Origin of the sequence: Embleya australiensis, from assembly GCF_051903075.1 — a bacterium.
GTDB lineage: Bacteria > Actinomycetota > Actinomycetes > Streptomycetales > Streptomycetaceae > Embleya.
In genome coordinates this window covers 4,523,398-4,549,149 of sequence record NZ_CP182422.1, presented here as the reverse complement: position 1 = coordinate 4,549,149, position 25,752 = coordinate 4,523,398, and the positions used below count along the sequence as shown (strand labels likewise).

The following is a 25,752-nucleotide window of genomic DNA, read 5'->3' as shown; positions in this document are numbered from 1 at the left end:
GTCAGGCCTCCGATCCGGATTCGGGCGCCGAGTTCACAGCCTCGGCCGCCGGCGCGGAACCGGTGTCCGAGGAACCGGTGGCCTGCGCGTCGTTCTGCTGCGGACGTCCGCCGCGGCCACCACGGCCACCGCGCTCGCCACCACGACCGCCGCCGCCACCCTCGCCGCGGCGGGGACGCTCGGGAGCGCCACCACGGGCGGGACGGTTGCTGGCACGCGCCGCGGCGTTCTCGGCACGGACCTCGGCGATGTTCTTCACGTCGCCCTTGTAGATCCACACCTTCACACCGATGCGACCGAACGTCGTACGGGCCTCGAAGAAGCCGTAGTCGACGTTGGCGCGCAGCGTGTGCAGCGGCACACGACCCTCGCGGTAGAACTCCGAGCGGGACATCTCGGCCCCACCCAGGCGGCCACCGCACTGGATCTTGATGCCCTTGGCCCCGGCCTTCATGGAGCTCTGCATCGCCTTGCGCATCGCGCGGCGGAAGGACACGCGGCTCGAAAGCTGCTCGGCCACACCCTGCGCGACCAGCTGGGCGTCCACCTCGGGGTTCTTGACCTCGAGGATGTTCAGCTGGACCTGCTTGCCGGTGAGCTTCTCCAGCTCACCGCGGATGCGGTCGGCCTCCGCACCACGACGGCCGATGACAATGCCCGGCCGGGCGGTGTGGATGTCGACGCGGACGCGCTCACGGGTGCGCTCGATCTCGACCTTCGAGATCCCGGCGCGCTCCATGCCCTTCGTCATCATCTGACGAATCTTGACGTCCTCGCCGACGTAGTCCTTGTACAGCTTGTCGGCGTACCACCGGGACTTGAAGTCCGTGGTGATGCCGAGACGGAACCCGTGCGGGTTAACCTTCTGGCCCACTAGCGGGTCCTCTCCTTCTCGGCGACAACCACGGTGATGTGGCTGGTGCGCTTGCGGATGCGGTACGCCCGGCCCTGTGCCCGCGGACGGAAACGCTTGAGGGTCGGACCCTCGTCCACGTAGGCGGAGGACACGTACAGGTTGTTCGTGTCCAGGTTGTGGTTGTGACCGGCGTTGGCAATGGCGCTGTCCAGCACCTTGCCGACCGGCTCACTCGCGGCCTGCGGGGCGAATCGCAGGACCGCCTGGGCCTCCGCGGCGTTCATGCCACGGATGAGGTCCACCACACGGCGGGCCTTCATGGGCGTGACGCGGATGTACCGCGCCTGAGCCCTGGCTTCCATCGACGTCCCCTTGCTCATCTCGATATCCATGCGATTCGCCGCGTCAGCGACGACGCGACTTCCGGTCGTCCTTCTCGTGACCGCGGAAGGTCCGAGTCGGCGCGAACTCGCCGAGCTTGTGGCCGACCATCGACTCGGTCACGAACACCGGGACGTGCTTGCGGCCGTCGTGCACCGCGATCGTGTGGCCCAACATCGCCGGGACGATCATCGAGCGGCGGGACCAGGTCTTGATGACGTTCTTGGTTCCCTTGTCGTTCTGTACGTCCACCTTCTTGATGAGGTGGCCGTCGACGAAGGGTCCCTTCTTCAGACTGCGCGGCATCGAGACTGCTCCTAGCGCTTCTTGTTCGTCTTGCGGCGGCGGATGATGAGCTTGTCGCTGGCCTTCTTCGGCCGACGAGTACGACCCTCGGGCTTGCCCCAGGGGCTCACCGGGTGGCGACCACCGGAGGTCTTGCCCTCACCACCACCGTGCGGGTGGTCGATGGGGTTCATCGCCACACCGCGGACGGTCGGGCGCTTGCCCTTCCAGCGCATGCGACCGGCCTTGCCCCAGTTGATGTTCGACTGCTCGGCGTTGCCGATCTCGCCGACCGTCGCCCGGCAGCGCACGTCCACCAGGCGAATCTCGCCCGAGGGCATGCGGAGGGTCGCGTGGGCGCCCTCCTTCGCCAGCAGCTGCACGCTGACACCCGCGGAGCGGGCGATCTTCGCGCCGCCACCGGGCCGGAGCTCGATGGCGTGGATGACCGTACCGACCGGGATGTTCCGGAGCGGCATGTTGTTGCCCGGCTTGATGTCGGCGCCCGGACCGTTCTCGATCCGGTCGCCCTGCTTCAGCTTGTTCGGGCACAGGATGTAGCGCTTCTCGCCGTCCGCGTAGTGCAGCAGAGCGATGCGCGCGGTGCGGTTCGGGTCGTACTCGATGTGCGCGACCTTGGCCGGCACGCCGTCCTTGTCGTTGCGCCGGAAGTCGATCAGTCGGTACGCGCGCTTGTGTCCGCCACCCTGGTGGCGAGCGGTCACGCGGCCGTGGTTGTTACGACCACCCTTGCTGTGCAGAGGGCGGACCAGCGACTTCTCCGGCTCGGACCGCGTGATCTCGACGAAGTCGGCGACGCTGGCGCCACGACGGCCCGGCGTCGTCGGCTTGTACTTGCGGATGCCCATGGCTTCTCTTAGTCCTCGTCCGTATCAGCGGCCGTCAGCCGACGGGTCCACCGAAGATGTCGATCCGCTCGCCCTCTGCAAGGGTGACGATCGCGCGCTTCGTGTCCTTGCGCTTGCCGAAACCGGTCTTGGTGCGCTTGCGCTTACCGACGCGGTTGATCGTGTTGACGCTCTCGACCTTGACCCCGAAGACCGCGATGACGGCCTGCTTGATCTGGGTCTTGTTGGCGTCGGGGTGCACGATGAACGTGTACTTGTTCTCGTCGATGAGCCCGTAGCTCTTCTCCGAGATCACCGGCTTCAGCAGCACGTCGCGCGGGTCGGTGTAGGTCTTGCTGGTGACCTTCGTCGTGCTCTCGACGGTGTCGGTGCTCACGCGATGCTCCCTTCGAGCTCGTCGGAGCCCGCGACCGCCGAGGCGGCCTTCGCCGGTCCGGCGATGAAGCGCTCCAGAGCGGCCTTCGTGAAGACCACGTCGTCGGAGACGAGCACGTCGTAGGTGTTCAGCTGCCCGACCTCGAGCACGTGCACCTGCGGGAGGTTGCGAGCGCTCAGCCAGGCGGCGGTGTCGGACTTCTCGACGACCAGGAGCAGGTTCTTGCGCTCGCTGATCTTGCCGAGGAGGGTCTTCGCGGCCTTGACCGAAGGCGTCTCGCCCTCGACCAGCGCGGAGACGCAGTGGATGCGCTCGTGCCGAGCCCGGTCCGAGAGGGCGCCGCGCAGGGCGGATGCCTTCATCTTCTTCGGGGTCCGCTGCTCGTAGTCGCGCGGCACGGGACCGTGCACGACGCCACCACCGGCGAACTGCGGCGCGCGGGTCGAGCCCTGACGGGCGCGACCGGTGCCCTTCTGGCGGTACGGCTTGCGCCCACCGCCGCGGACCTCGCCACGAGTCTTGGTCTTGTGCGTGCCCTGACGGGCGGCGGCGAGCTGCGCCACGACGACCTGGTGGATCGTCGGGATGCTCACCTGGACGTCGAAGATCCCCGCGGGGAGCTCGATCGTCCCGGACTTGTCGCCGGCGGGCGAAAGAACGTCAATGCTGGTCATGAGATTCACACACCCTTCGCCGCAGTGCGCACCAGAACCAGGCCGCCGTTCGGACCGGGGACCGCACCCTTGATCAGGAGCAGGCCCTTCTCCGCGTCCACGGCGTGAACGGTCAGGTTCTGGGTGGAAACGCGCTCGTTGCCCATGCGGCCCGCCATGCGCACACCCTTGAACACACGACCCGGGGTGGCGCAGCCACCGATCGAGCCGGGCGAGCGGTGCTTGCGCTGCGTACCGTGCGAGCTGCCGAGACCCTTGAAGCCGTGTCGCTTCATGACACCGGCCGTGCCCTTGCCCTTCGAGGTGCCCATGACGTCGACCTTCTGGCCGGCCTCGAACACATCGGCGGTGATCTCCTGGGCCGGCGTGTACTCGCCGGCGTCGGAGGTGCGGAGCTCGACCAGGTGGCGACGCGGGGTCACACCGGCCTTGGCGAAGTGGCCGGCGAGCGGCTTGTTCACCTTGCGCGGGTCGATCGCGCCGAACGCGATCTGGACGGCGGAGTAGCCGTCGACCTCGGCGGTGCGGACCTGGGTCACGACGCAGGGCCCGGCCTCGACCACAGTCACTGGAACGACGCGGTTGTTCTCGTCCCAGACCTGGGTCATGCCGAGCTTCTTGCCCAGGATGCCCTTCATCTGCTTCGTCATCGTCGGTGCGTCCTCAGAGCTTGATCTCGATGTCGACGCCGGCCGGCAGGTCGAGACGCATGAGCGAGTCGACCGTCTTCGGCGTGGGGTCGAGGATGTCGATGAGCCGCTTGTGAGTGCGCATCTCGAAGTGCTCGCGCGAGTCCTTGTACTTGTGCGGCGAGCGGATGACGCAGTACACGTTCTTCTCGGTCGGCAGCGGCACCGGTCCCGCAACCTGCGCACCAGTACGCGTCACCGTCTCGACGATCTTCTTCGCCGAGCTGTCGATGACCTCGTGGTCGTAGGCCTTGAGCCTGATGCGGATCTTCTGTCCCGCCATGGCTGCTTCGAATTCCTTCTCTCGTACCGCTGCGGATCACCCCCGCTGACACGGGGAGAAGACTTGGGCTGAAAACCCCTCGGGGTTTCCCTTCCCCGCCGACCCCCGCGGTCGGGCGTGTCGCCTTGTTGCTCACAAGCGCCCCTTGGAAACCCTTACGGGCGGCCTGGGGGCCTGGGCAACGTACGCTCGGCGTCACCTTCGCTGCGGCAAGCGAAAGGACGGCACGAGGTCACTAAGCGACGACGCCGGCTGCATGGGTGGCAGGACAGAAGTCCACCGATTGTTCGGAGCCAACGGGGGCCGCGCTACGTACCGTCTTCGCGACAGGCACGGCGCAGCCCGTTGTCCATCCGAGCAACTTGGCTAGTATGCCCCACCGATGGCGGGCTTGGCCAATCGAGCGGCTCTCCCGGGTTGGAGAGAGCCCCCGAGCAATGGATATCCGGTCCCACCTAGGGGGTGGAATCGATCCGGACAAAGTCCCGCCCGCCGACCCAGGTGGACCGGCGGGCGGGATTTCATCACTTCTTGATCTTGACGACCTGGCCGGCGCCCACGGTGCGGCCACCCTCGCGGATGGCGAAACGCAGGCCCTCTTCCATGGCGATCGGCTGGATCAGCGCGACGTCCATGCCGGTGTTGTCACCGGGCATGACCATCTCGGTGCCCTCGGGGAGGGTCACCACGCCGGTCACGTCCGTCGTACGGAAGTAGAACTGCGGCCGGTAGTTGTTGAAGAAGGGGGTGTGACGGCCACCCTCGTCCTTCGACAGGATGTAGACCTGGGCCTCGAAGTCGGTGTGCGGCGTGACCGAACCCGGCTTGATGATGACCTGGCCGCGCTCGACGTCCTCGCGCTTGATGCCGCGGAGGAGCAGACCGACGTTCTCGCCCGCCTGGCCCTCGTCGAGCAGCTTGCGGAACATCTCGATGCCGGTGACCGTGGTGGTGGTCTTGGTCTCCTTGATGCCGACGATGTCGACAGTCTCGTTGACCTTGACGATGCCACGCTCGATGCGGCCGGTGACGACCGTGCCACGACCGGTGATCGTGAAGACGTCCTCGACGGGCATGAGGAACGGCTTGTCGGTGTCACGCGGCGGAGTCGGGATCGCCTCGTCGACGGCGGCCATCAGCTCCAGGAGCTTGCCACCCCACTCCTTGTCGCCCTCGAGCGCCTTGAGCGCCGAGACCCGCACGACCGGAAGGTCGTCGCCCGGGAACTCGTACTCGGAGAGGAGCTCGCGCACCTCGAGCTCGACGAGCTCCAGGATCTCCTCGTCGTCCACCATGTCGGCCTTGTTCAGCGCGACCACGATGTACGGAACGCCGACCTGGCGGGCCAGGAGCACGTGCTCCTTGGTCTGCGGCATCGGGCCGTCGGTGGCGGCGACCACGAGGATCGCGCCGTCCATCTGCGCGGCACCGGTGATCATGTTCTTGATGTAGTCGGCGTGCCCGGGGCAGTCGACGTGCGCGTAGTGACGGTTCTCCGTCTGGTACTCGACGTGCGCGATCGAGATCGTGATACCGCGCTGCCGCTCCTCCGGCGCCTTGTCGATCTGGTCGAACGGCGTGAAGGGGTTCAGGTCCGGGTACGCGTCGTGCAGCACCTTGGTAATCGCCGCGGTCAGCGTCGTCTTACCGTGGTCGATGTGACCAATGGTGCCGATGTTGACGTGCGGCTTAGTCCGCTCGAACTTAGCCTTCGCCACTGGGGTCCTCCTGTGGACTGGTTCTTTACGCCGTACGACGTCGGGTATCGGGGGTGAGCCGGGGCGGAGGCCCCGAAGTCCGGTTCCGGACCCCGGGTCCCCCAGGTATCGCTGGTGCCGCGCCTGCGGTGATTACTCGCCGCGCGACTTGGCGATGATCTCCTCGGCGACGTTCCTCGGAACCTCGGCGTAGGAGTCGAACTGCATGGAGTAGCTCGCGCGACCCGAGGTCTTGCTGCGGAGGTCGCCGACATAGCCGAACATCTCCGACAGCGGGACCAAAGCCTTGACGACACGCGCACCGAAGCGCTCGTCCATGGCCTGGATCTGGCCGCGACGCGAGTTGAGGTCGCCGATCACATCGCCCATGTAGTCCTCGGGCGTGGTGACCTCGACGGCCATCATCGGCTCGAGAAGAGCCGGCGACGCCTGCCGAGCCGCTTCCTTGAACGCCTGCGAACCGGCGATCTTGAAGGCGAGTTCGGACGAGTCGACCTCGTGGTAGCCACCGTCGATCAGCGTCAGACGCACACCGACCATCGGGTAGCCCGCGAGCACGCCGTACTGCATGGCCTCCTGCGCGCCCGCGTCGACCGAGGGGATGTACTCCCTCGGGATGCGGCCACCGGTGACCTTGTTGACGAACTCGTACGCGTCGCCCTCGAGCGGCTCGAGCGCGATCTGCACCTTGGCGAACTGACCGGTACCACCGGTCTGCTTCTTGTGCGTGTAGTCCACGCGCTCGACGATCTTGCGGATCGTCTCGCGGTAGGCCACCTGCGGCTTGCCGACGTTGGCCTCCACGCGGAACTCGCGCTTCATCCGGTCGACGAGCACTTCGAGGTGCAGCTCGCCCATACCACCGATGATGGTCTGGCCGGTCTCCTCCTCGGTGTGCACCTGGAAGGAGGGGTCCTCGGCGGCGAGGGACTGGATGGCGACACCCAGCTTCTCCTGGTCGCCCTTGGACTTCGGCTCGATCGCGACCTCGATGACCGGGGCCGGGAACGTCATCGACTCCAGGATCACCGCGTTGGACGGGTCGCAGAGCGTCTCGCCGGTGGTGGTGTCCTTCAGACCCATCACCGCGATGATGTCGCCCGCGCCGACCGACGGGATCTCCTCACGCTTGTTCGCGTGCATCCGGTAGATCTTGCCGATGCGCTCCTTCTTGCCCTTCACCGAGTTCAGCACGGAGCTGCCGGCTTCCAGGACACCCGAGTAGACCCGGACGAAGGTGAGCTTGCCGAGGTGCGGGTCACGCATGATCTTGAACGCGAGGCCCGCGAAGGGCTCGTCGTCGCTCGGCTGGCGAACGATGACTTCCTCTTCGTTGTTGACCGCGTGACCTTGGATGCCCTCGATGTCGAGCGGCGACGGCAGGTAGCGCACGACCGCGTCGAGCAGGGGCTGGACGCCCTTGTTCTTGAACGCGGTACCGCAGAACACGGGGGTGAACGTGGGCTTGCCCTTGTTCTCACCCTTGGTCGAGGCGATGGTCGCGCGACGGATCGCGGCGATCAGCTGCTCCGTGTCGGGCTCCTGGCCCTCCAGGTACAGCTCCATCATCTGGTCGTCGTATTCGGCGATCGTCTCGAGCAGCTTGCCGCGGTATTCGGCGGCCGCCTCGACGTGCGTGGCCGGGATGTCGACGACGTCGTACATCTCGCCCTTGGCCGCCTCGGCGGACCAGACCAGCGCCTTCATGGCGACCAGGTCGACAACGCCCTGGAAGTCCATCTCGGTGCCGATCGGCAGCTGCATGACCAGCGGAACCGCGCCCAGGCGCGCGTCGATCATGTCGACGCAGCGGTGGAACTCGGCGCCGGTGCGGTCGAGCTTGTTCACGAAGCAGATGCGCGGCACGCCGTACCGGTCGGCCTGACGCCAAACGGTCTCGGACTGCGGCTCCACACCGGCGACACCGTCGAAGACGGTGACGGCGCCGTCGAGCACGCGCAGCGAACGCTCCACCTCGACGGTGAAGTCGACGTGGCCCGGGGTGTCGATGATGTTGATCGTGTGATCGACGTCGTCGAGCGTCCAGTGACAGGTCGTCGCGGCAGACGTGATGGTGATGCCGCGCTCCTGCTCCTGTTCCATCCAGTCCATGGTGGCAGCGCCCTCATGAACCTCACCGATCTTGTAGTTGACCCCGGTGTAGAACAGGATCCGCTCGGTGGTGGTGGTCTTGCCCGCGTCGATGTGGGCCATGATGCCGATGTTTCGGACCTTGGCCAGATCAAGAGCAGTGGTAGCCATCGTGGCTTGTCTTCTCTCGGCTTCTCGTCGTTGCGGGTGGAACTACCAGCGGTAGTGCGCGAAGGCCTTGTTGGACTCGGCCATCTTGTGGGTGTCCTCGCGGCGCTTGACCGCGGCACCCAGACCGTTGCTCGCGTCCAGCAGCTCGTTCATCAAACGCTCGGTCATCGTCTTCTCGCGACGGGCGCGGGAGTAGCCGACGAGCCAGCGGAGAGCGAGGGTCGTGGAGCGGCCCGGACGGACCTCGACCGGCACCTGGTAGGTCGCGCCACCGACACGGCGGCTGCGGACCTCGAGGGTCGGCTTCACGTTCTCGAGCGCGCGCTTGAGCGTGATGACCGGGTCGGTACCGGTCTTCTCGCGGCAGCCTTCGAGCGCGCCATAGACGATCTTCTCGGCGACGGAGCGCTTGCCGCTCATCAGGACCTTGTTCACCAGCGAGGTGACCAGCGGCGAGTTGTAAACCGGGTCGATGATGACCGGTCGCTTGGGGGCAGGGCCCTTACGCGGCATTAGCTCTTCTCCTTCTTCGCGCCGTAGCGGCTGCGCGCCTGCTTGCGGTTCTTGACACCCTGGGTGTCGAGCGAACCGCGGATGATCTTGTAGCGGACACCGGGGAGGTCCTTCACACGACCACCGCGAACGAGCACGATGGAGTGCTCCTGGAGGTTGTGACCCTCGCCGGGAATGTAGGCCGTCACCTCGATGCCACTCGTGAGGCGCACACGCGCGACCTTGCGAAGCGCAGAGTTCGGCTTCTTCGGCGTCGTCGTGTAAACACGGGTGCACACGCCGCGACGCTGCGGGCTCCCCTTGAGCGCCGGAGTCTTGGCCTTGTCGACCTTGTCCTGGCGGCCCTTTCGGACCAGCTGCTGGATCGTGGGCACCGCGTCTCCGTCTTCTTCGTGCCGAGCGGTCTTTTTGAAGCGACTGCAATGTCTGAATCGGCCTGCATCCCGGTCGACGCCGGAACCACCGGCAAGCCCGACCCCCGCGGTCGGGCGTGTCGCCCGGTCTTGGGAGTGTGCTTGCTCAGGAGGCTGCGGGTCGGTCTCCCGCGCCCTCTCACGCACGCATCCCGAGGGGATTGCGGTGAGCGCAGGCACAAGAGCCCGGGGACACCCCAGGCACAAGGAGAGAGACTACCTACCACAGCAGCAGAGGTCAAAGCGAAAAGAAAGACCCCCACCACGACACCGAATCCGGGGCTCTCACGCTGGTGGAGCACCGATTCGCTCGGGCCGATATGTCACTCTCCGGGCCCCACCGTACCCGGCATCGCGGAAAGAGGCGAACGAGCGCCCGGGGCCGCTCCCCCGGGGGCCGGGCCTCGGGTCAGCGCACGCCGCACCCTCCGACGAGCAGGCCGAGGTAATCGGAATACCCGTGGTCGTGCCGGGAATCCACGATGAGCATCACCACGACCAGCGCGAGCACCGCCATGCCGATCCAGCCGAGCACTACGCCGGCGATCGCCATGCCGCGGCCCTCCTGGCCGGTGCGGGCGGTCTGGGCCAGGGCTATGTGCCCGAAGATCACCGCGAGCAGGCTGCCGATCCAGTAGATCCAGACGATGCCCAGGATCATCGACGCGATGGCCAGGCCGTTGGTGCCCGGCTGGGGCAGGTAGCCGCCGTAGCCGGGCTGCGGGTAGTAGCCGTAGCCGTAGGGCTGTTGGCCGTAGGGGGCGTGCGGGTCGTAGGGCTGCCCATACGGCGCCTGGCCGTAGCCGTACGGCGCGGCGGGGTCGCCATACGGCGGCTGCCCGCCGGGGGCGCCGTAGGGGCCCTCGGAGTCGTCGGCGGGTCGTTCGCCGAAGGAGCCGTACGGGCCGGGCCCGCCAGGGGTGCTCATGGGGTCCTCCCGGGGTACGACGGAGCGTTGGGAGCATCGTCGCACCCCCGGGACCCTCGTGGAGAGTCCTTCGGGCACCCGGCCTCGGACGCGCGACAGGGCCGCCACCCCGAAGGATGGCGGCCCTGTCCGGTACCGGGAGGATCAGCCCTGGTAGCCGCCGAAGTCGTACTCCTCCAGCGGGACGGCCTGGCCGGAGCCGGACCCGAACGCGGAGTAGTCGGCCTCGTCGTACCCGGACATCGAGTACATGGCGGCCTTGGCCTCCTCGGTCGGCTCGACCCGGATGTTGCGGTAGCGGGGCATGCCCGTACCGGCCGGGATGAGCTTGCCCAGGATCACGTTCTCCTTCAGGCCGAGGAGCGGGTCCGACTTGGCGTGGATCGCCGCGTCGGTGAGCACCCGGGTGGTCTCCTGGAAGGAGGCCGCCGACAGCCACGACTCGGTGGCCAGCGACGCCTTGGTGATGCCCATGAGCTGCGGACGGCCCGAGGCCGGGTGCCCGCTCTCCGACATGACCCGACGGTTCTCCGTCTCGAAGCGACCGCGCTCGACCAGCTCGCCCGGAAGCAGCTCGGCGTCGCCCGACTCGATGATCGTCACGCGGCGGAGCATCTGCCGAATGATGATCTCGATGTGCTTGTCGTGGATCGACACACCCTGCGAGCGGTAGACCTGCTGGACCTCCGCCACGAGGTGGATCTGCACCGCGCGCTGACCGAGGATGCGCAGCACGTCGTGCGGGTTGACCGCGCCGACGAGCATCTTCTGGCCGACGTCGACGTGGTCGCCCTCCTCGACCAGCAGGCGCGAGCGCTTGCTGACCGCGTACGCCAGTTCCTCGGAACCGTCGTCCGGCACCACGACGACCTTGCGGGTCTTCTCGGTGTCCTCGATACGGACCCGACCGGCCGCCTCGCTGATCGGGGCGACACCCTTGGGGGTGCGCGCCTCGAAGAGCTCGACGACACGGGGCAGACCCTGGGTGATGTCGTCACCCGCCACACCACCGGTGTGGAAGGTACGCATCGTCAGCTGGGTGCCGGGCTCACCGATCGACTGGGCGGCGATGATGCCGACCGCCTCGCCGATGTCCACCAGCTTGCCGGTGGCCAGCGAACGGCCGTAGCACATCGCGCAGGTACCGACCTTGGACTCGCAGGTCAGCACCGACCGCGTCTTCACCGACTCGACGCCTTCGGCGACGAGGTGGTTGATGATCACGTCGCCGAGGTCGGCGTTGGCCGGGGCCAGCACCTTGCCGTCGACGACGACGTCCTCGGCCAGGTTGCGGGCGTAGACGCTGGTCTCGACGTCGTCGTCCTTGCGGAGCACGCCGTCGGCACCACGCGTGGCGATCGACAACACCAGACCGCGGTCGGTGCCGCAGTCCTCCTCGCGCACGATGACGTCCTGCGAGACGTCCACCAGACGACGGGTCAGGTAACCCGAGTCGGCGGTACGCAGCGCGGTGTCGGCCAGACCCTTACGGGCACCGTGCGTCGAGATGAAGTACTCGAGCACGGACAGGCCCTCGCGGAAGGACGCCTTGATGGGACGGGGGATCGTCTCGTTCTTGGCGTTCGACACCAGACCGCGCATACCCGCGATCTGCCGCATCTGCATCATGTTTCCGCGAGCACCCGAGTCGACCATCATGAAGATGGGGTTCGTCTTGGGGAAGTTCAGGTTCATCGCCTCGGCGACCTCGTTGGTCGCCTTGGTCCAGATCTGAATCTGCTCCTGCTGACGCTCGTCCTTGGTGATCAGGCCGCGCTCGTACTGCTTCTGGACCTTCTCGGCCTGGGCCTCGAAGCGCTCCAGGATCTCCTTCTTCGCCGGCGGGACGACGACGTCGGAGATCGAGACGGTGACACCGGAACGGGTGGCCCAGTGGAAGCCGGCCTCCTTCAGGTTGTCGAGCGTCGCCGCCACGACCACCTTCGGGTACCGCTCCGCCAGGTCGTTCACGATGACCGACAGCGTCTTCTTGCCGATCTCCTCGTCGACGAACGGGTAGTCCGCCGGCAGGAGCTCGTTGAACAGCGCGCGACCGAGCGAGGTGCGCACGCGCAGCGGCGAACCGGGCTCCCAGCCCTCGGGCGCGACCCAGCCGCGCGACGGGACGGTGCCCGCCGGCAGCCGCAGCTCGATCTTCGCCTGCAGGTCGAGCTCACGGGCGTCGAACGCCATGATCGCCTCGGCCGTGGACGCGAAGACGCGCCCGTCGCCCTTGGTGTTCTCCCGCTCGGAGGTCAGGAAGAACAGCCCGAGCACCATGTCCTGGGTCGGCATGGTGACGGGGCGACCGTCGGCCGGCTTCAGGATGTTGTTGCTGGACAACATCAGGATGCGGGCCTCGGCCTGCGCCTCCGCGGACAGCGGCAGGTGCACGGCCATCTGGTCACCGTCGAAGTCCGCGTTGAACGCGGTGCACACGAGCGGGTGAATCTGGATGGCCTTGCCCTCGACGAGCTGCGGCTCGAACGCCTGGATGCCCAGACGGTGCAGCGTCGGTGCGCGGTTGAGCAGCACCGGGTGCTCGGCGATGACCTCTTCGAGCACGTCCCACACCACGGGGCGGGCACGCTCGACCATGCGCTTGGCCGACTTGATGTTCTGCGCGTGGTTGAGGTCCACCAGGCGCTTCATCACGAACGGCTTGAACAGCTCGAGCGCCATGGCCTTCGGCAGACCGCACTGGTGCAGCTTGAGCTGCGGGCCGACGACGATGACCGAACGCGCGGAGTAGTCCACGCGCTTGCCGAGCAGGTTCTGCCGGAAACGACCCTGCTTGCCCTTGAGCATGTCGGACAGCGACTTGAGCGGCCGGTTGCCCGGACCCGTCACCGGACGACCGCGGCGGCCGTTGTCGAACAGCGCGTCGACGGCCTCCTGGAGCATGCGCTTCTCGTTGTTCACGATGATCTCGGGGGCACCGAGGTCGAGCAGGCGCTTCAGGCGGTTGTTGCGGTTGATCACGCGGCGGTACAGGTCGTTCAGGTCGGAGGTCGCGAAGCGGCCACCGTCCAGCTGCACCATCGGACGCAGGTCCGGCGGGATCACCGGGACGCAGTCCAGGACCATGCCGTTGGGGCTGTTCCGGGTCTGCTGGAACGCGGAGACGACCTTGAGGCGCTTGAGCGCGCGGGTCTTCTTCTGGCCCTTGCCGGTGCGGATGATCTCGCGCAGCTTCTCGGCCTCGGCGTCGAGGTCGAACGACTCCAGCCGACGCTGGAGCGCCTGCGCGCCCATGCCGCCCATGAAGTAGGTGCCGAAGCGGTCCCGCATCTCGCGGAACAGGATCTCGTCGCCTTCGAGGTCCTGGACCTTGAGGTTCTTGAACCGGGTCCACACGTCGTCGAGCCGGTCCAGCTCGCGCTGGTTGCGGTCGCGCAGCTGCTTCATCTCGCGCTCGGCGCCTTCGCGCACCTTGCGGCGCACGTCGGACTTGGCGCCCTCGGCCTCCAGCTCGGCGAGGTCGGCTTCGAGCTTCTTCTGCCGCTCCTCGACGCTGGCGTCACGGCGCTGCTCGATCTGCTGACGCTCGACCGAGATCTTGGCGTCGAGGGACGGCAGGTCGCGCTGGCGGCGCTCGTCGTCGACGTACGTGATCATGTACGCCGCGAAGTAGATGACCTTTTCCAGGTCCTTCGGGGCGAGGTCGAGCAGGTAGCCGAGGCGGCTGGGCACACCCTTGAAGTACCAGATGTGCGTGACCGGCGCGGCGAGCTCGATGTGGCCCATGCGCTCACGACGCACCTTGGCGCGAGTGACCTCGACGCCGCAGCGCTCACAGATGATGCCCTTGAAGCGGACACGCTTGTACTTGCCGCAGTAGCACTCCCAGTCCCGGGTCGGACCGAAGATCTTCTCGCAGAAGAGCCCGTCCTTTTCCGGCTTCAGGGTGCGGTAGTTGATGGTCTCGGGCTTCTTGACCTCGCCGTGCGACCACTGGCGGATGTCGTCTGCGGTAGCGAGGCCGATACGCAGCTCGTCGAAGAAGTTGACGTCGAGCACTGTTTCGTCAATCCCTCTTTCGGGGTTTGGTCCCGGCGGTCACGGCGGGGGCTGTGCCGTGTCCACCAGTGTGTGTCTTCATCAGGACTGGGGTCGAAATCCCGGGTCCGGCCTCGCGGCCGGACCCGGGAGGGAGCCTCAGACCTCTTCGACGCTGCTCGGCTCGCGCCGCGACAGGTCGATTCCAAGCTCCTCCGCAGCGCGGAAGACGTCCTCGTCGGTGTCGCGCATCTCGATCGACATACCGTCGCTGGAGAGGACCTCCACGTTGAGGCAGAGCGACTGCATCTCCTTGATGAGCACCTTGAAGGACTCGGGGATGCCCGGCTCCGGGATGTTCTCGCCCTTGACGATCGCCTCGTACACCTTCACGCGGCCGAGGACGTCGTCGGACTTGATGGTCAGCAGTTCCTGGAGGGCGTAGGCGGCACCGTATGCCTCGAGCGCCCACACCTCCATCTCACCGAAGCGCTGGCCACCGAACTGGGCCTTACCACCCAGCGGCTGCTGGGTGATCATCGAGTAGGGACCGGTCGACCGGGCGTGCAGCTTGTCGTCGACCAGGTGGTGCAGCTTGAGGATGTACATGTAACCGACCGAGACCGGGTGCGGGAACGGCTCGCCGGAGCGGCCGTCGTACATCTTCGCCTTGCCGGTGCCGTCGATCAGCCGGACACCGTCACGGGTCTTGTTGGTCGAGTCGAGGAGACCGGTGATCTCCTCCTCGCGCGCGCCGTCGAAGACCGGGGTGGCGACGTTGGTGCCGGGGGCACCCTGGTCGGCCGCGATCGCCCGGAGGCGACCCTTCCAGTCCTCGTCGTCGCCCTCGACGCTCCAGCCGGTCTTGGCGATCCAGCCGAGGTGCGTCTCCAGGACCTGACCCGGGTTCATCCGGGACGGGACACCGAGCGGGTTGAGGATGATGTCGACCGGGGTGCCGTCCTCCAGGAACGGCATGTCCTCGACCGGCAGGATCTTCGAGATGACGCCCTTGTTGCCGTGCCGGCCGGCGAGCTTGTCACCGTCGGTGATCTTGCGCTTCTGCGCGACGTAGACGCGGACCAGCTGGTTCACGCCCGGCGGCAGCTCGTCGCCGGCCTCGCGGTCGAACACGCGCACGCCGATGACCTTGCCGGACTCGCCGTGCGGGACCTTGAGCGAGGTGTCGCGCACCTCGCGCGCCTTCTCGCCGAAGATCGCGCGGAGCAGGCGCTCCTCCGGGGTCAGCTCGGTCTCGCCCTTGGGGGTGACCTTGCCGACCAGGATGTCGCCGGGGACGACGTCGGCGCCGATCCGGATGATGCCGCGCTCGTCCAGGTCGGCGAGGACCTCTTCGGAGACGTTCGGGATGTCCCGGGTGATCTCCTCCGGGCCGAGCTTGGTGTCACGGGCGTCGACCTCGTGCTCCTCGATGTGGATCGAGGAGAGGACGTCGTCCTGCACCAGACGCTGCGACAGGATGATCGCGTCTTCGTAGTTGTGGCCCTCCCACGGCATGAACGCCACGAGGAGGTTCTTGCCGAGGGCCATCTCGCCCTCTTCGGTGCACGGACCGTCGGCCAGCACCTGGCCGGCCTCGACCCGCGCGCCCTCGTCGACGACGACCTTCTGGTTGAAGGACGTGCCCTGGTTGGAGCGCATGAACTTCTGCACGCGGTACGTGGTGTACGTCGCGTCGTCGTTCATCACGGTGATGTAGTCGGCCGAGACGTCCTGCACCACGCCGGGCTTCTCGGCGGTGATCACGTCGGCGGCGTCGACCGCGGCGCGGTACTCCATGCCGGTGCCCACCAGCGGCGACTCCGCCTTCAGCAGCGGCACCGCCTGGCGCATCATGTTCGAGCCCATCAGCGCGCGGTTCGCGTCGTCGTGCTCGAGGAACGGGATCATCGCGGTCGCGACCGACACCATCTGGCGCGGCGAGACGTCCATGTAGTCGACTTCGTCGCCGGGGATGTAGTCGATCTCGCCGCCGCGGCGACGCACGAGCACACGGGCCTCGGCGAACGAGTCGTCCTCGTTCAGCGGGGCGTTGGCCTGCGCGATGACGAAGCGGTCCTCTTCGTCGGCCGTCAGGTAGTCGATGCCGTCGGTGACCCGGCCCTCGACGACCTTGCGGTACGGCGTCTCCACGAAGCCGAACGCGTTGACCCGGCCGTAGGAGGCGAGCGAGCCGATCAGGCCGATGTTCGGGCCTTCGGGGGTCTCGATCGGGCACATGCGGCCGTAGTGCGACGGGTGCACGTCGCGGACCTCGAAGCCGGCCCGCTCACGCGAGAGGCCACCGGGGCCGAGCGCGGACAGACGACGCTTGTGGGTCAGGCCCGACAGCGGGTTCGTCTGGTCCATGAACTGCGACAGCTGGCTGGTGCCGAAGAACTCCTTGATGGAGGCGACGACCGGCCGGATGTTGATCAGCGTCTGCGGCGTGATCGCCTCGACGTCCTGGGTGGTCATGCGCTCGCGGACGACGCGCTCCATCCGGGCCAGGCCGGTACGGACCTGGTTCTGGATCAGCTCGCCGACGTTGCGCAGGCGACGGTTGCCGAAGTGGTCGATGTCGTCGACCTCGACCACGATCTCCTGGCCCGACGCGCCTTCCATGGCCTCTTCGCCGGCGTGCAGCTTGACCAGGTACTTGATGGTCGCGATGACGTCTTCGACGGTCATGACGCCGGCGTCCAGCGCCTGCTCGACCCCGAGCTTCTTGTTCACCTTGTAGCGGCCGACCTTGGCGAGGTCGTAGCGCTTCGGGTTGAAGTAGAGGTTCTCGAGCAGGGTCTGCGCGGCCTCGCGGGTCGGCGGCTCCCCCGGACGCAGCTTGCGGTAGATGTCGAGCAGCGCGTCGTCCTGGCCCTGGGTGTGGTCCTTCTCCAGGGTCTGGCGCATCGACTCGTACTGGCCGAACTCCTCCAGGATCTGGGAGTCGGTCCAGCCGAGCGCCTTGAGCAGCACGGTGACGCTCTGCTTGCGCTTGCGGTCGATGCGGACACCGACGGTGTCGCGCTTGTCGATCTCCAGCTCCAGCCAGGCACCACGCGAGGGGATGACCTTCGCGCTGAAGATGTCCTTGTCGGACGTCTTGTCGACCTGGCTGTCGAAGTAGACACCCGGCGAGCGGACCAGCTGGGACACCACGACACGCTCGGTGCCGTTGATGATGAAGGTGCCCTTGTTGGTCATGAGCGGGAAGTCGCCCATGAAGACCGTCTGGCTCTTGATCTCGCCGGTCTCGTTGTTGGTGAACTCGGCCGTGACGAACAGTGGCGCCGAGTAGGTGAAGTCGCGCTCCTTGCACTCCTCGATGGAGTTCTTCGGAGGCTCGAACCGGTGGTCCCGGAACGTCAGGGACATCGAACCGGAGAAGTCCTCGATCGGTGAGATCTCTTCGAAGATCTCTTCGAGTCCGGACTTGGTGGGCACATCCTGTCCGCCCGCGAGGGCGGCCTCGACCCGTGCCTTCCACGCACTGTTGCCGAGCAGCCAGTCGAAGCTCTCGGTCTGCAACGCGAGAAGGTTCGGAACCTCCAGGGGTTCCCTGATCTTGGCGAAGGAGATGCGGAGCGGGGCAGTGGCGGCGCCGGGGTTGGTAGCGGAGGCGGTGCGCGAGGCGGCCAAGAGGGGTCCTTCCGAGGGCTCGGACTCACTATGCGCATACTGGACGGCCCGGGTTCATACACCGGGGTAAGTCAATAGGCAGCGCAAAGGGTCAGTGTAGCCACAAGGCACACCGCTGTCCAGCCCCTATGAAGGGCCGGTCCACCACCCGGATTCGTGAACCATCCGGCAACCGTGCTTCAGGGGTGCGTCCGAAGAATTGCGCGCCCCGATCCGTTCGTCAAGGGGTTGCTTTCCCCCTGACAGCCGACGGAACCCTTCCGAGCGCCGAGAAAACCGGACCTCCGTCCCGAACTCGCGGCCTGCGGCGAGAGTCTCGTCACAGCGGCCGACCGAGTCGGCGAGAAGCCTCGGCAAGCCGGAAAAACACGGTAGACCGCCGGTCCGACAACGCCCGGGCGGCGCGCTTCGAACCGGCCGCGCGCGCCGTGGCGCACGCCCTCGGCGAGGACCCGACGGCGCTGGTGCGCGGGGGTTCGGCGACTGCTCAGAGTGTTGGGAGTATCACCCTTTCGGGCGAGGCCGATCGGGGCGAATCGGGCGCCGCGCGACCCCTTCCGGTGACCCGTCGACGCCGGCGGGCCGGGTGCGGGCGAGCCCGATACCGGCCCCGAAAAGCCCGAAGGCGATCGCCCTGACGGACGATCGCCTTCGGTGATGCCGCCCGAGTGGGCGGCGTCGAATTACTTGACCTCGACCGAGGCGCCGGCGCCTTCGAGGGCGGCCTTCGCCTTCTCGGCGGCCTCCTTCGAGACCTTCTCCAGGAGCGCCTTGGGGGCGGAGTCCACGAGGTCCTTGGCCTCCTTCAGACCGAGGCTCGTGAGCGCGCGCACCTCCTTGATGACCTGGATCTTCTTGTCGCCGGCACCCGTGAGGATGACGTCGAACTCGTCCTGCTCCTCGACGGCCTCGACGGCGCCGGGGCCGGCCGGGCCCGCGGCAACGGCGACCGGGGCGGCGGCCTTGACGTCGAAGGTCTCCTCGAACAGCTTCACGAAGTCCGCGAGCTGGATGAGGGGCATGGCCTTGAACTCTTCGATGAGCTCTTCGTGCGTGAGCGCCATGATCGGCGTTCCTTCCTGATCAATTCGGCTGGTGCCGGGTGGTGTGGATGGGCGGGGGCGCTGCCCCCGGCGACGTCGGTCGCGACTGCCGAACTACTCGGCGGTCTCGGCCTCCGCGGCGGGAGCCGGCTCGCCGGCACCGCCCTGCTCGACCTTCGCCCGAAGCGCGTCCGCGGTGCGGGCGAACTGCGTGAGCGGAGCCTGGAAGGTCGCCGCGGCCTTGGCCATGGAACCCTGCATGGCACCCGCCAGCTTGGCGAGCAGCACCTCGCGGGACTCGAGGTCCGCGAGCTTCTTGATCTCGTCGGCGCTGAGCGCCTTGCCCTCAAGGACGCCGCCCTTGATGACGAGAAGGGGGTTCGCCTTGGCGAAGTCACGCAGGCTCTTCGCGGCCTCCACGGGGTCACCCGTGACGAACGCGATCGCGGACGGGCCCTCGAGGAGGTCGTCCAGCTGATCGATGCCCGCCTCGTTGGCGGCGATCTTGGTCAGCGTGTTCTTCACCACGGCGTACTGCGCGTTCTCACCGAGCGAACGACGCAGCTCCTTGAGCTGCGCGACGGTGAGCCCGCGGTACTCGGTCAGCACTGCGGCGTTCGAGTCACGGAACTGGTCCGTGAGCTCGGCGACCGCGGCCGCCTTGTCGGGCCTCGCCATAGGGCTGGCCTCCTTCCGCGATGCGATTGCCGGTCGACCGTGGCGGTCGACCTGTGCCGGATGAATTCGCCGGTCCGCGGGGCGGAAGGGGTCCACACACGAAAAACGCCCCGGCGCAGGCGCACGGGGCGTACATCCTCGATCCACACGGCATCCGTATGTATCGGGGGTAACGTCTCACGTTCACACCTACGCAGGCCGTCCGCGATGCGGAACCTTCGTTTGTCGACCCGCCTTGCGGCACGACGACAACGACCGACGGTCTTTGGCTTGGGGTAAAGGTACGCGACGGCACCCGTTCGGAGCAAATCGCTTCGGCGGGCGGGCGGCGCGGGCTTCGCCGGCGCCCGGCGTGCTTGGCGGCGGCCGGGGCCGGACGTGCCGAGGCCCGGCACACCGTGTGGGGTGCCGGGCCTCGTTCGTGTGCGGGGCGGATCAGACCGCCTCTTCCTCCACCAGGAGGTTGCGGGTGCGGTTGGGGTCGACCTGGATGCCGGGGCCCATCGTGGTCGAGACGCCGACCTTCTTGATGTAGCGACCCTTGGCGGCCGACGGCTTCGCGCGGAGCACCTCTTCGAGGGCGGCGGCGTAGTTCTCGACGAGCTGGGCGTCGTCGAACGTCGTCTTGCCGATGATGAAGTGCAGGTTCGAGTGCTTGTCGACGCGGAACTCGATCTTGCCGCCCTTGATCTCGTTCACGGCCTTCGCCACGTCGGGCGTGACCGTGCCGGTCTTCGGGTTGGGCATCAGACCACGCGGGCCGAGCACGCGGCCCAGGCGGCCGACCTTGCCCATGAGGTCCGGGGTGGCGACGACGGCGTCGAAGTCGAGCCGACCCTTGGCGACCTCGTCGATGAGTTCGTCGGAGCCGACGATGTCGGCGCCGGCGGCCTTGGCAGCCTCGGCACGGTCACCGGTCGCGAAGACCAGGACCCGGGCGGTCTTGCCGGTGCCGTGCGGGAGGATGACCGTGCTGCGGACCATCTGGTCGGCCTTGCGCGGGTCGACGCCCAGGCGCATGGCCACCTCGACGGTGCCGGCGAACTTGGTGGGCGAGGTCTCCTTGGCCAGGCGGACGGCCTCGAGCGGCGAGTAGAGACGCTCGTGGTCGACCTTGGTGTCGGCCTCGCGGTAGGACTTGCTGCGCTTCACTGAAAGCTCCTGGAATTCTGAAAGGAGTTGTGGTGGGAGCGGGTCGCGCGGACCCTTCCACTCCGCGAGTCGGTGGGCGTACGCACACCTTCTCGCGCTGTTTCGGTACTGCCGGAGTGCTGCGGGGGCTGGATCAGCCCTCGACCGTGATGCCCATCGAACGCGCGGTGCCGGAGATGATCTTCTCGGCGGCGTCGAGGTCGTTGGCGTTCAGGTCGGCCATCTTGGTCTGCGCGATGCCGCGGACCTGCTCGCGAGAGATCTTCGCGACCTTGGTCTTGTGCGGCTCGCCCGAGCCCTTCTCGACACCGGCGGCCTTGAGGATCAGGCGCGCGGCCGGCGGCGTCTTCGTCACGAAGGTGAAGGAGCGGTCTTCGTAGACCGAGATCTCCACCGGGACGATGTCGCCACGCTGCGACTCGGTCGCCGCGTTGTAGGCCTTGCAGAACTCCATGATGTTGACGCCGTGCTGACCCAGCGCGGGGCCGACCGGCGGGGCCGGCGTGGCTGCGCCGGCCTTGATCTGCAGCTTGATGATCGCTGACAGCTTCTTCTTCTTGGGAGGCATTTTTTCCGGGTCCTTCGACGAGATGTACGTCCCGATCACCACGCGGAGCGCGGACGTGTTCGGGCCCGCCACGCGGTGCGGCGCCCACTCAACGATAACCACCGTTGTGAGGGCGCCTTGTCCACCACCCGGATGCGGCCCCGGCGAACCGGGGCCCCACCAGGGGGAAGTATCAGTTCTTCTGGATCTGGTTGAACGAGAGCTCGACCGGCGTCTCGCGCCCGAAGATCTCCACCAGGCCCTTGACCTTCTGCGAGTCGGCGTTGATCTCGTTGATCGTCGCCTGCAGCGTCGCGAAGGGGCCGTCGATGACGGTGACCGAGTCGCCGACCTCGAAGTCGAGCACCTTGACCTCGGTGGTGCTCTTGGCGCCGCTGCCGCCGCCGGTCGCCTTCTCCTCCTCGGGGGCGAGGATCTTGACGACCTCGTCGAGGGTGAGCGGGAAGGGCTCGTGCGCGTTGCCGACGAAGCCGGTGACACCGGGGGTGTTGCGCACCGCGCCCCACGACTCGTTGGTCAGGTCCATCCGGACCAGCACGTAGCCGGGGAACTTGTTGCGCTTGACGGTCTTGCGCTGACCGTTCTTGATCTCGACGACCTCTTCCTGCGGCACCTCGACCTGGAAGATGTAGTCCTCCATGTTGAGCGAGGTGGTGCGGGACTCGAGGTTGGCCTTCACCCGGTTCTCGTAGCCGGCGTACGAGTGGATGACGTACCACTCGCCCGGGGCGCGACGGAGGACCTCCTTGAAGTCCTCGACGGGGTCGCCCTCGGGGACGTCCTCGGCTGCCTCGGCGTCGTCGTCGGACTCGGACGCGTCGGCGAACTCGTCGTCGTCCTCGTCCTCGTCGTCGGCGAACTCGGCTTCCGCGCCCTCGGCGTCTTCCTCGTCGCCCTCGGCGTCTTCCACGTCGTCATCGGTGGAGACGGCCGGGGCCTCGGCCGCGTCCTCGAGGGCGATGTCCTCGAGAGCCGCGGCCTCCGCCTGCTCCGACAGGGTCCCCGTCTCATCGGCGGAGTTGTCGGCGGACAGGTTCGGGTCAGACACGTTGGGTGCTTCTTCCTGGCTGGGGGTCGAACGGTCGTTGCAGGCGCGCTGCGAGGGACGGGGCTCAGCCGAAGACGGCGAGCGCGGCCTTCGCGAAGGCGAGGTCGAGTCCGTAGACGATTCCGATGATCATCAGGCAGAACACGATGACCACGGTGGTGTACGTGCTCAGCTCGTTGCGGGTCGGCCAGACGACCTTGCGCAGCTCGGCAATGATCTGCCGGTAGAAGAGAGCCGCCCGCGCGAACAGGTTTTTCTTCTTCTGCTCCGGCTTGCCCGAGGAGCCCTTCGGGCGATTCGCCCGGCGACCGCCGGGGGGCACGTCGTCGGAGCCGTGGCCATCAGAGCTGCTGTGCTCAGGCGTAGCCGTGGAGCCGTGGGCCTCCGTCAACTCGTCCTCACCTGATCCGGTCCGACCGTGGATCACCGACGGGGTTGTCGGCGCCGACAGTTTGCGCTGACTGCGTGCACGTCACGGTCGATCCGAGGATCGACCGCTCTCGCACATCGCAGGGCACGAGGGACTTGAACCCCCAACCCCCGGTTTTGGAGACCGGTGCTCTGCCAATTGAGCTAGTGCCCTTCGTTTGGTCATCAACCTAGCGGAGTCACCGGCCCGAGAACACAGGATTTCGGGCGCGGCAGCACGCAGGTTGGGACCGCCAAGCGTCGAGTGTACGGGGTCGGGTGCGTCAGGTCGAACCCGTGCCGTGACGGTACCGAAGTTCGGGTGTGCTCGCGGCGCGGAATCGGCGTGCTCTCGGCGGGGGCGAATGCGACGATGGCCGGCATGACGGCTTCCACCCCCAGCTCCCCGTCCGCCGCGTCCGGGTCCGCCGCCGGGCGCCGGGTCTCGGTTCGCGTCGGCGCCATCGCCGAGTCCGCGACGCTCGCGGTCGACGCCAGGGCCAAGGCGCTCAAGGCCGCCGGGCGTCCCGTGGTCGGCTTCGGCGCCGGCGAGCCGGACTTCCCGACGCCGGACTACATCGTGGACGCCGCGGTCGCGGCCTGTCGCGAGCCGCGCTTCCACCGCTACACCCCGGCCGGCGGGCTGCCGGAGTTGAAGGCCGCGATCGTGGCCAAGACGCTGCGCGACTCGGGTCTGGCGGTGGATCCGGCGCAGGTCCTGGTCACCAACGGCGGCAAGCAGGCCATCTACGAGGCCTTCGCGGCCCTGCTCGACCCGGGCGACGAGGTGTTGGTGCCGGCGCCGTACTGGACCACCTACCCCGAGTCGATCAAGCTCGCGGGCGGCGTCCCGGTGGACGTGGTCGCCGACGAGACCACCGGCTACCTGGTGTCGGTCGAGCAGTTGGAGGCGGCCCGGACCGAGCGCACCAAGGTGCTGGTGTTCGTCTCGCCGTCGAACCCGACCGGCGCGGTGTACTCGCGGGCGCAGACCGAGGCGATCGGGCGCTGGGCCGTCGAGCACGGGTTGTGGGTGCTGACCGACGAGATCTACGAACACCTGGTCTACGACGATGCCGAGTTCGTCTCGATGCCGGTGGTGGTGCCGGAGCTGGCGGACCGCTGCGTGATCGTCAACGGGGTGGCCAAGACCTACGCGATGACCGGCTGGCGGGTCGGGTGGATCATCGGCCCCCGGGACGTGGTGGCGGCCGCCGCGAACCTGCAGTCGCACGCCACCTCCAACGTCTGCAACGTCGCCCAGGCCGCGGCGCTGGCCGCGCTGAGCGGGGATCTGTCGGCGGTGGACACGATGCGGGCGGCGTTCGACCGGCGCCGGCGCACCATCGTGCGGATGCTGAACGAGATCCCGGGCGTCGAGTGCCCCGAGCCGAAGGGCGCCTTCTACGCCTATCCGTCGGTGAAGGGGGTGCTCGGCCGGGAGATCCGGGGCGCGCGCCCCGCGACGTCGGCCGAGTTGGCGGGGCTGATCCTGGACGAGGTCGAGGTGGCGGTGGTGCCGGGTGAGGCCTTCGGCACTCCGGGCTACCTGCGCCTGTCGTACGCGCTCGGCGACGAGGACCTGGTCGAGGGCGTACGGCGGATCGCGGAATTGCTGGCCGAGGCGAAGTAGCCGCACGTCGTCGCCTATGTCGTCGCTCGTGTCGTCGTTCACGTCGGCGCCGCCGAAGTTTCCGCTCTCCTTCAGGGGGATCATCGGCGGTACCCCTCACGTGTGCGGGGCCGGTGGTCCATGATCTGTGGATGGATCGTCCCGCACGCGATGTCCGCACCCTCCCGAAGGCTCATCTCCACCTGCACTTCACGGGATCCATGCGGTCGGAAACCCTGTTGGAACTGGCGGACCTGCACGGTGTGCGGCTGCCCGACTCGCTGACCTCGGGCCGGCCGCCACGATTGCGGGCGACCGACGAACGCGGCTGGTTCCGCTTCCAGCGGCTGTACGACATCGCGCGCTCGTGTGTGCGCTCCGAGGACGACATGCATCGGCTGGTCCGCGAGGCGGCCGAGGACGATCGGGCCGAGGGGTCCGGGTGGCTGGAGATCCAGGTCGACCCGACCTCGTACGCGCCGCGGCTGGGTGGGCTGACCCCGGCGGTGGAGATCGTGCTGGACGCGGTGGAGGCGGCGCGGAAGGCCACCGGGATCGGGATCGCCGTGGTGATCGCGGCGAACCGGACCAAGCACCAGTTGGAGGCACGTACGCTCGCGCGGCTCGCGGCGCAGTACACCGATCGTGGCGTGGTCGGGTTCGGGCTGTCCAACGACGAGCGGCGCGGGCGGGCGCCGGCGTTCGAGCGGGCCTTCGAAATCGCCCGGCACGCGGGGCTGTTCGCGAATCCGCACGGCGGTGAGTTGGACGGGCCGCGCAGCATCCGGGACTGCGTGGACGTGTTGGGCGCGCGGCGGCTCGGGCACGGGATCCGGGTGGTGGAGGATCCCGAGTTGATGGCGGTGTTGGCCCGGCGGCGGATCGTGTGCGAGGTGTGTCCGGCCTCCAATGTCGCGCTCGGCGTCTACGACAAGGCGGCGGATGTGCCGTTGCGGACGTTGTTCGAGGCGGGTGTGCCGATTGCGCTGGGCGCGGACGACCCGCTGCTGTTCGGGTCGCGGTTGGCCGCGCAGTATGAGCTGGCCCGGGACGAACACGACTTCACCGACGCGGAGTTGGCGGAGTTGGCGCGGCAGTCGATCCTGGGCTCGGTGGCGCCGGCGGAGGTGCAGCGGGCGTTGCTGGACGGGGTGGAGGGGTGGCTCGCGGGGTCCGATGCGGTGGTGGGGGCGGGGGTTGTGCCCACCCGCCCACCCGTTGCGTGAGGTGAGAGGCTGCGGGATTCGGGCAGGCGGCGAGCGAATCGGGCCCCGCGGCCGAGAGCATCGGGGTGCGGGTCGGGTGCCGACGGCTGGGTGCGGGGTGTGGATGGGCTGCGTGCTGCGTGCTGCGATGCG

The 25,752-nt window shown here is 67.7% G+C and carries 23 protein-coding genes and 1 tRNA gene; 2 read left to right on the top strand and 22 right to left on the bottom strand.

Annotated elements, in window-relative coordinates:
* Window position 1 precedes the first annotated feature (1 nt).
* The 22 genes from rpsC to ACMXN5_RS19640 all read right to left on the bottom strand — a co-directional run bounded on the left by rpsC (window position 2) and on the right by ACMXN5_RS19640 (window position 22,957).
* Window positions 2-874: a 30S ribosomal protein S3 gene (rpsC, locus tag ACMXN5_RS19745; protein WP_078975729.1), complete on the bottom strand. Its 873-nt coding sequence runs from the start codon at window positions 872-874 to the stop codon at window positions 2-4.
* Window positions 874-1,218, bottom strand: a complete 345-nt coding sequence (rplV, locus tag ACMXN5_RS19740; RefSeq protein ID WP_078979279.1) for a 50S ribosomal protein L22 — start codon at window positions 1,216-1,218, stop codon at window positions 874-876. Before rplV ends, rpsC begins: the two co-directional genes overlap by 1 nt.
* Window positions 1,219-1,261: 43 nt before the next feature.
* Window positions 1,262-1,543: a 30S ribosomal protein S19 gene (gene rpsS, locus ACMXN5_RS19735; RefSeq protein WP_020549233.1), complete on the bottom strand. Its 282-nt coding sequence runs from the start codon at window positions 1,541-1,543 to the stop codon at window positions 1,262-1,264.
* Between the two features lie 11 nt (window positions 1,544-1,554).
* A complete protein-coding gene (gene rplB / locus ACMXN5_RS19730) occupies window positions 1,555-2,391 on the bottom strand; it encodes a 50S ribosomal protein L2 (protein ID WP_020549234.1) in 837 nt (278 codons plus the stop codon).
* Between the two features lie 34 nt (window positions 2,392-2,425).
* A complete protein-coding gene (rplW, locus tag ACMXN5_RS19725; protein WP_020549235.1) occupies window positions 2,426-2,767 on the bottom strand; it encodes a 50S ribosomal protein L23 in 342 nt (113 codons plus the stop codon).
* Window positions 2,764-3,441 carry a 50S ribosomal protein L4 gene (gene rplD / locus ACMXN5_RS19720; protein WP_078975730.1) on the bottom strand — a complete coding sequence of 226 codons (678 nt, stop codon included), beginning with the start codon at window positions 3,439-3,441 and terminating at the stop codon, window positions 2,764-2,766. The genes rplW and rplD overlap by 4 nt, the downstream gene beginning before the upstream one ends.
* Before the next feature lie 5 nt (window positions 3,442-3,446).
* A complete protein-coding gene (gene rplC / locus ACMXN5_RS19715) occupies window positions 3,447-4,091 on the bottom strand; it encodes a 50S ribosomal protein L3 (protein ID WP_380005421.1) in 645 nt (214 codons plus the stop codon).
* A gap of 13 nt (window positions 4,092-4,104) precedes the next feature.
* Window positions 4,105-4,413 carry a 30S ribosomal protein S10 gene (rpsJ, locus tag ACMXN5_RS19710; protein WP_020549238.1) on the bottom strand — a complete coding sequence of 103 codons (309 nt, stop codon included), beginning with the start codon at window positions 4,411-4,413 and terminating at the stop codon, window positions 4,105-4,107.
* A 524-nt stretch (window positions 4,414-4,937) separates the two neighbouring features.
* Window positions 4,938-6,131: an elongation factor Tu gene (gene tuf / locus ACMXN5_RS19705; protein WP_078975732.1), complete on the bottom strand. Its 1,194-nt coding sequence runs from the start codon at window positions 6,129-6,131 to the stop codon at window positions 4,938-4,940.
* Between the two features lie 132 nt (window positions 6,132-6,263).
* Window positions 6,264-8,393 carry an elongation factor G gene (gene fusA / locus ACMXN5_RS19700; RefSeq protein WP_395787279.1) on the bottom strand — a complete coding sequence of 710 codons (2,130 nt, stop codon included), beginning with the start codon at window positions 8,391-8,393 and terminating at the stop codon, window positions 6,264-6,266.
* Window positions 8,394-8,435: 42 nt separating this feature from the next.
* A complete protein-coding gene (rpsG, locus tag ACMXN5_RS19695) occupies window positions 8,436-8,906 on the bottom strand; it encodes a 30S ribosomal protein S7 (RefSeq protein WP_020549241.1) in 471 nt (156 codons plus the stop codon).
* On the bottom strand, window positions 8,906-9,280 hold the full coding sequence (gene rpsL, locus ACMXN5_RS19690; protein ID WP_020549242.1) for a 30S ribosomal protein S12: 375 nt from the start codon (window positions 9,278-9,280) through the stop codon (window positions 8,906-8,908). The genes rpsG and rpsL overlap by 1 nt, the downstream gene beginning before the upstream one ends.
* Before the next feature lie 448 nt (window positions 9,281-9,728).
* Window positions 9,729-10,247 (bottom strand): DUF4190 domain-containing protein, encoded by a 519-nt coding sequence (locus ACMXN5_RS19685; RefSeq protein WP_439676351.1) that lies wholly within the window; start codon window positions 10,245-10,247, stop codon window positions 9,729-9,731.
* 144 nt (window positions 10,248-10,391) lie between these two features.
* The gene (locus tag ACMXN5_RS19680) at window positions 10,392-14,267 is read right to left on the bottom strand and encodes a DNA-directed RNA polymerase subunit beta' (RefSeq protein WP_126636172.1); all 3,876 of its coding nucleotides are present in this window, start codon (window positions 14,265-14,267) and stop codon (window positions 10,392-10,394) included.
* 138 nt (window positions 14,268-14,405) lie between these two features.
* On the bottom strand, window positions 14,406-17,885 hold the full coding sequence (rpoB, locus tag ACMXN5_RS19675; protein ID WP_126636173.1) for a DNA-directed RNA polymerase subunit beta: 3,480 nt from the start codon (window positions 17,883-17,885) through the stop codon (window positions 14,406-14,408).
* A 683-nt stretch (window positions 17,886-18,568) separates the two neighbouring features.
* On the bottom strand, window positions 18,569-18,949 hold the full coding sequence (rplL, locus tag ACMXN5_RS19670) for a 50S ribosomal protein L7/L12 (protein WP_439676350.1): 381 nt from the start codon (window positions 18,947-18,949) through the stop codon (window positions 18,569-18,571).
* Window positions 18,950-19,042: 93 nt separating this feature from the next.
* The gene (gene rplJ, locus ACMXN5_RS19665; RefSeq protein ID WP_380031802.1) at window positions 19,043-19,606 is read right to left on the bottom strand and encodes a 50S ribosomal protein L10; all 564 of its coding nucleotides are present in this window, start codon (window positions 19,604-19,606) and stop codon (window positions 19,043-19,045) included.
* A gap of 435 nt (window positions 19,607-20,041) precedes the next feature.
* The gene (rplA, locus tag ACMXN5_RS19660; protein ID WP_126636177.1) at window positions 20,042-20,758 is read right to left on the bottom strand and encodes a 50S ribosomal protein L1; all 717 of its coding nucleotides are present in this window, start codon (window positions 20,756-20,758) and stop codon (window positions 20,042-20,044) included.
* A gap of 133 nt (window positions 20,759-20,891) precedes the next feature.
* Window positions 20,892-21,326, bottom strand: coding sequence for a 50S ribosomal protein L11 (gene rplK / locus ACMXN5_RS19655; protein ID WP_078975739.1), 435 nt, complete (start codon window positions 21,324-21,326; stop codon window positions 20,892-20,894).
* A 172-nt stretch (window positions 21,327-21,498) separates the two neighbouring features.
* A complete protein-coding gene (gene nusG, locus ACMXN5_RS19650; RefSeq protein ID WP_439676349.1) occupies window positions 21,499-22,374 on the bottom strand; it encodes a transcription termination/antitermination protein NusG in 876 nt (291 codons plus the stop codon).
* A gap of 64 nt (window positions 22,375-22,438) precedes the next feature.
* A complete protein-coding gene (gene secE, locus ACMXN5_RS19645) occupies window positions 22,439-22,765 on the bottom strand; it encodes a preprotein translocase subunit SecE (RefSeq protein ID WP_078979280.1) in 327 nt (108 codons plus the stop codon).
* A gap of 119 nt (window positions 22,766-22,884) precedes the next feature.
* Window positions 22,885-22,957 (bottom strand) — tRNA-Trp (locus ACMXN5_RS19640).
* Window positions 22,958-23,164: 207 nt separating this feature from the next.
* On the opposite strand from ACMXN5_RS19640, the gene ACMXN5_RS19635 reads away from it, so the two are divergent.
* Window positions 23,165-24,415 (top strand): pyridoxal phosphate-dependent aminotransferase, encoded by a 1,251-nt coding sequence (locus ACMXN5_RS19635; RefSeq protein WP_439676347.1) that lies wholly within the window; start codon window positions 23,165-23,167, stop codon window positions 24,413-24,415.
* Between the two features lie 131 nt (window positions 24,416-24,546).
* On the top strand, window positions 24,547-25,620 hold the full coding sequence (locus tag ACMXN5_RS19630) for an adenosine deaminase (RefSeq protein WP_439676346.1): 1,074 nt from the start codon (window positions 24,547-24,549) through the stop codon (window positions 25,618-25,620).
* Window positions 25,621-25,752 lie beyond the last annotated feature (132 nt).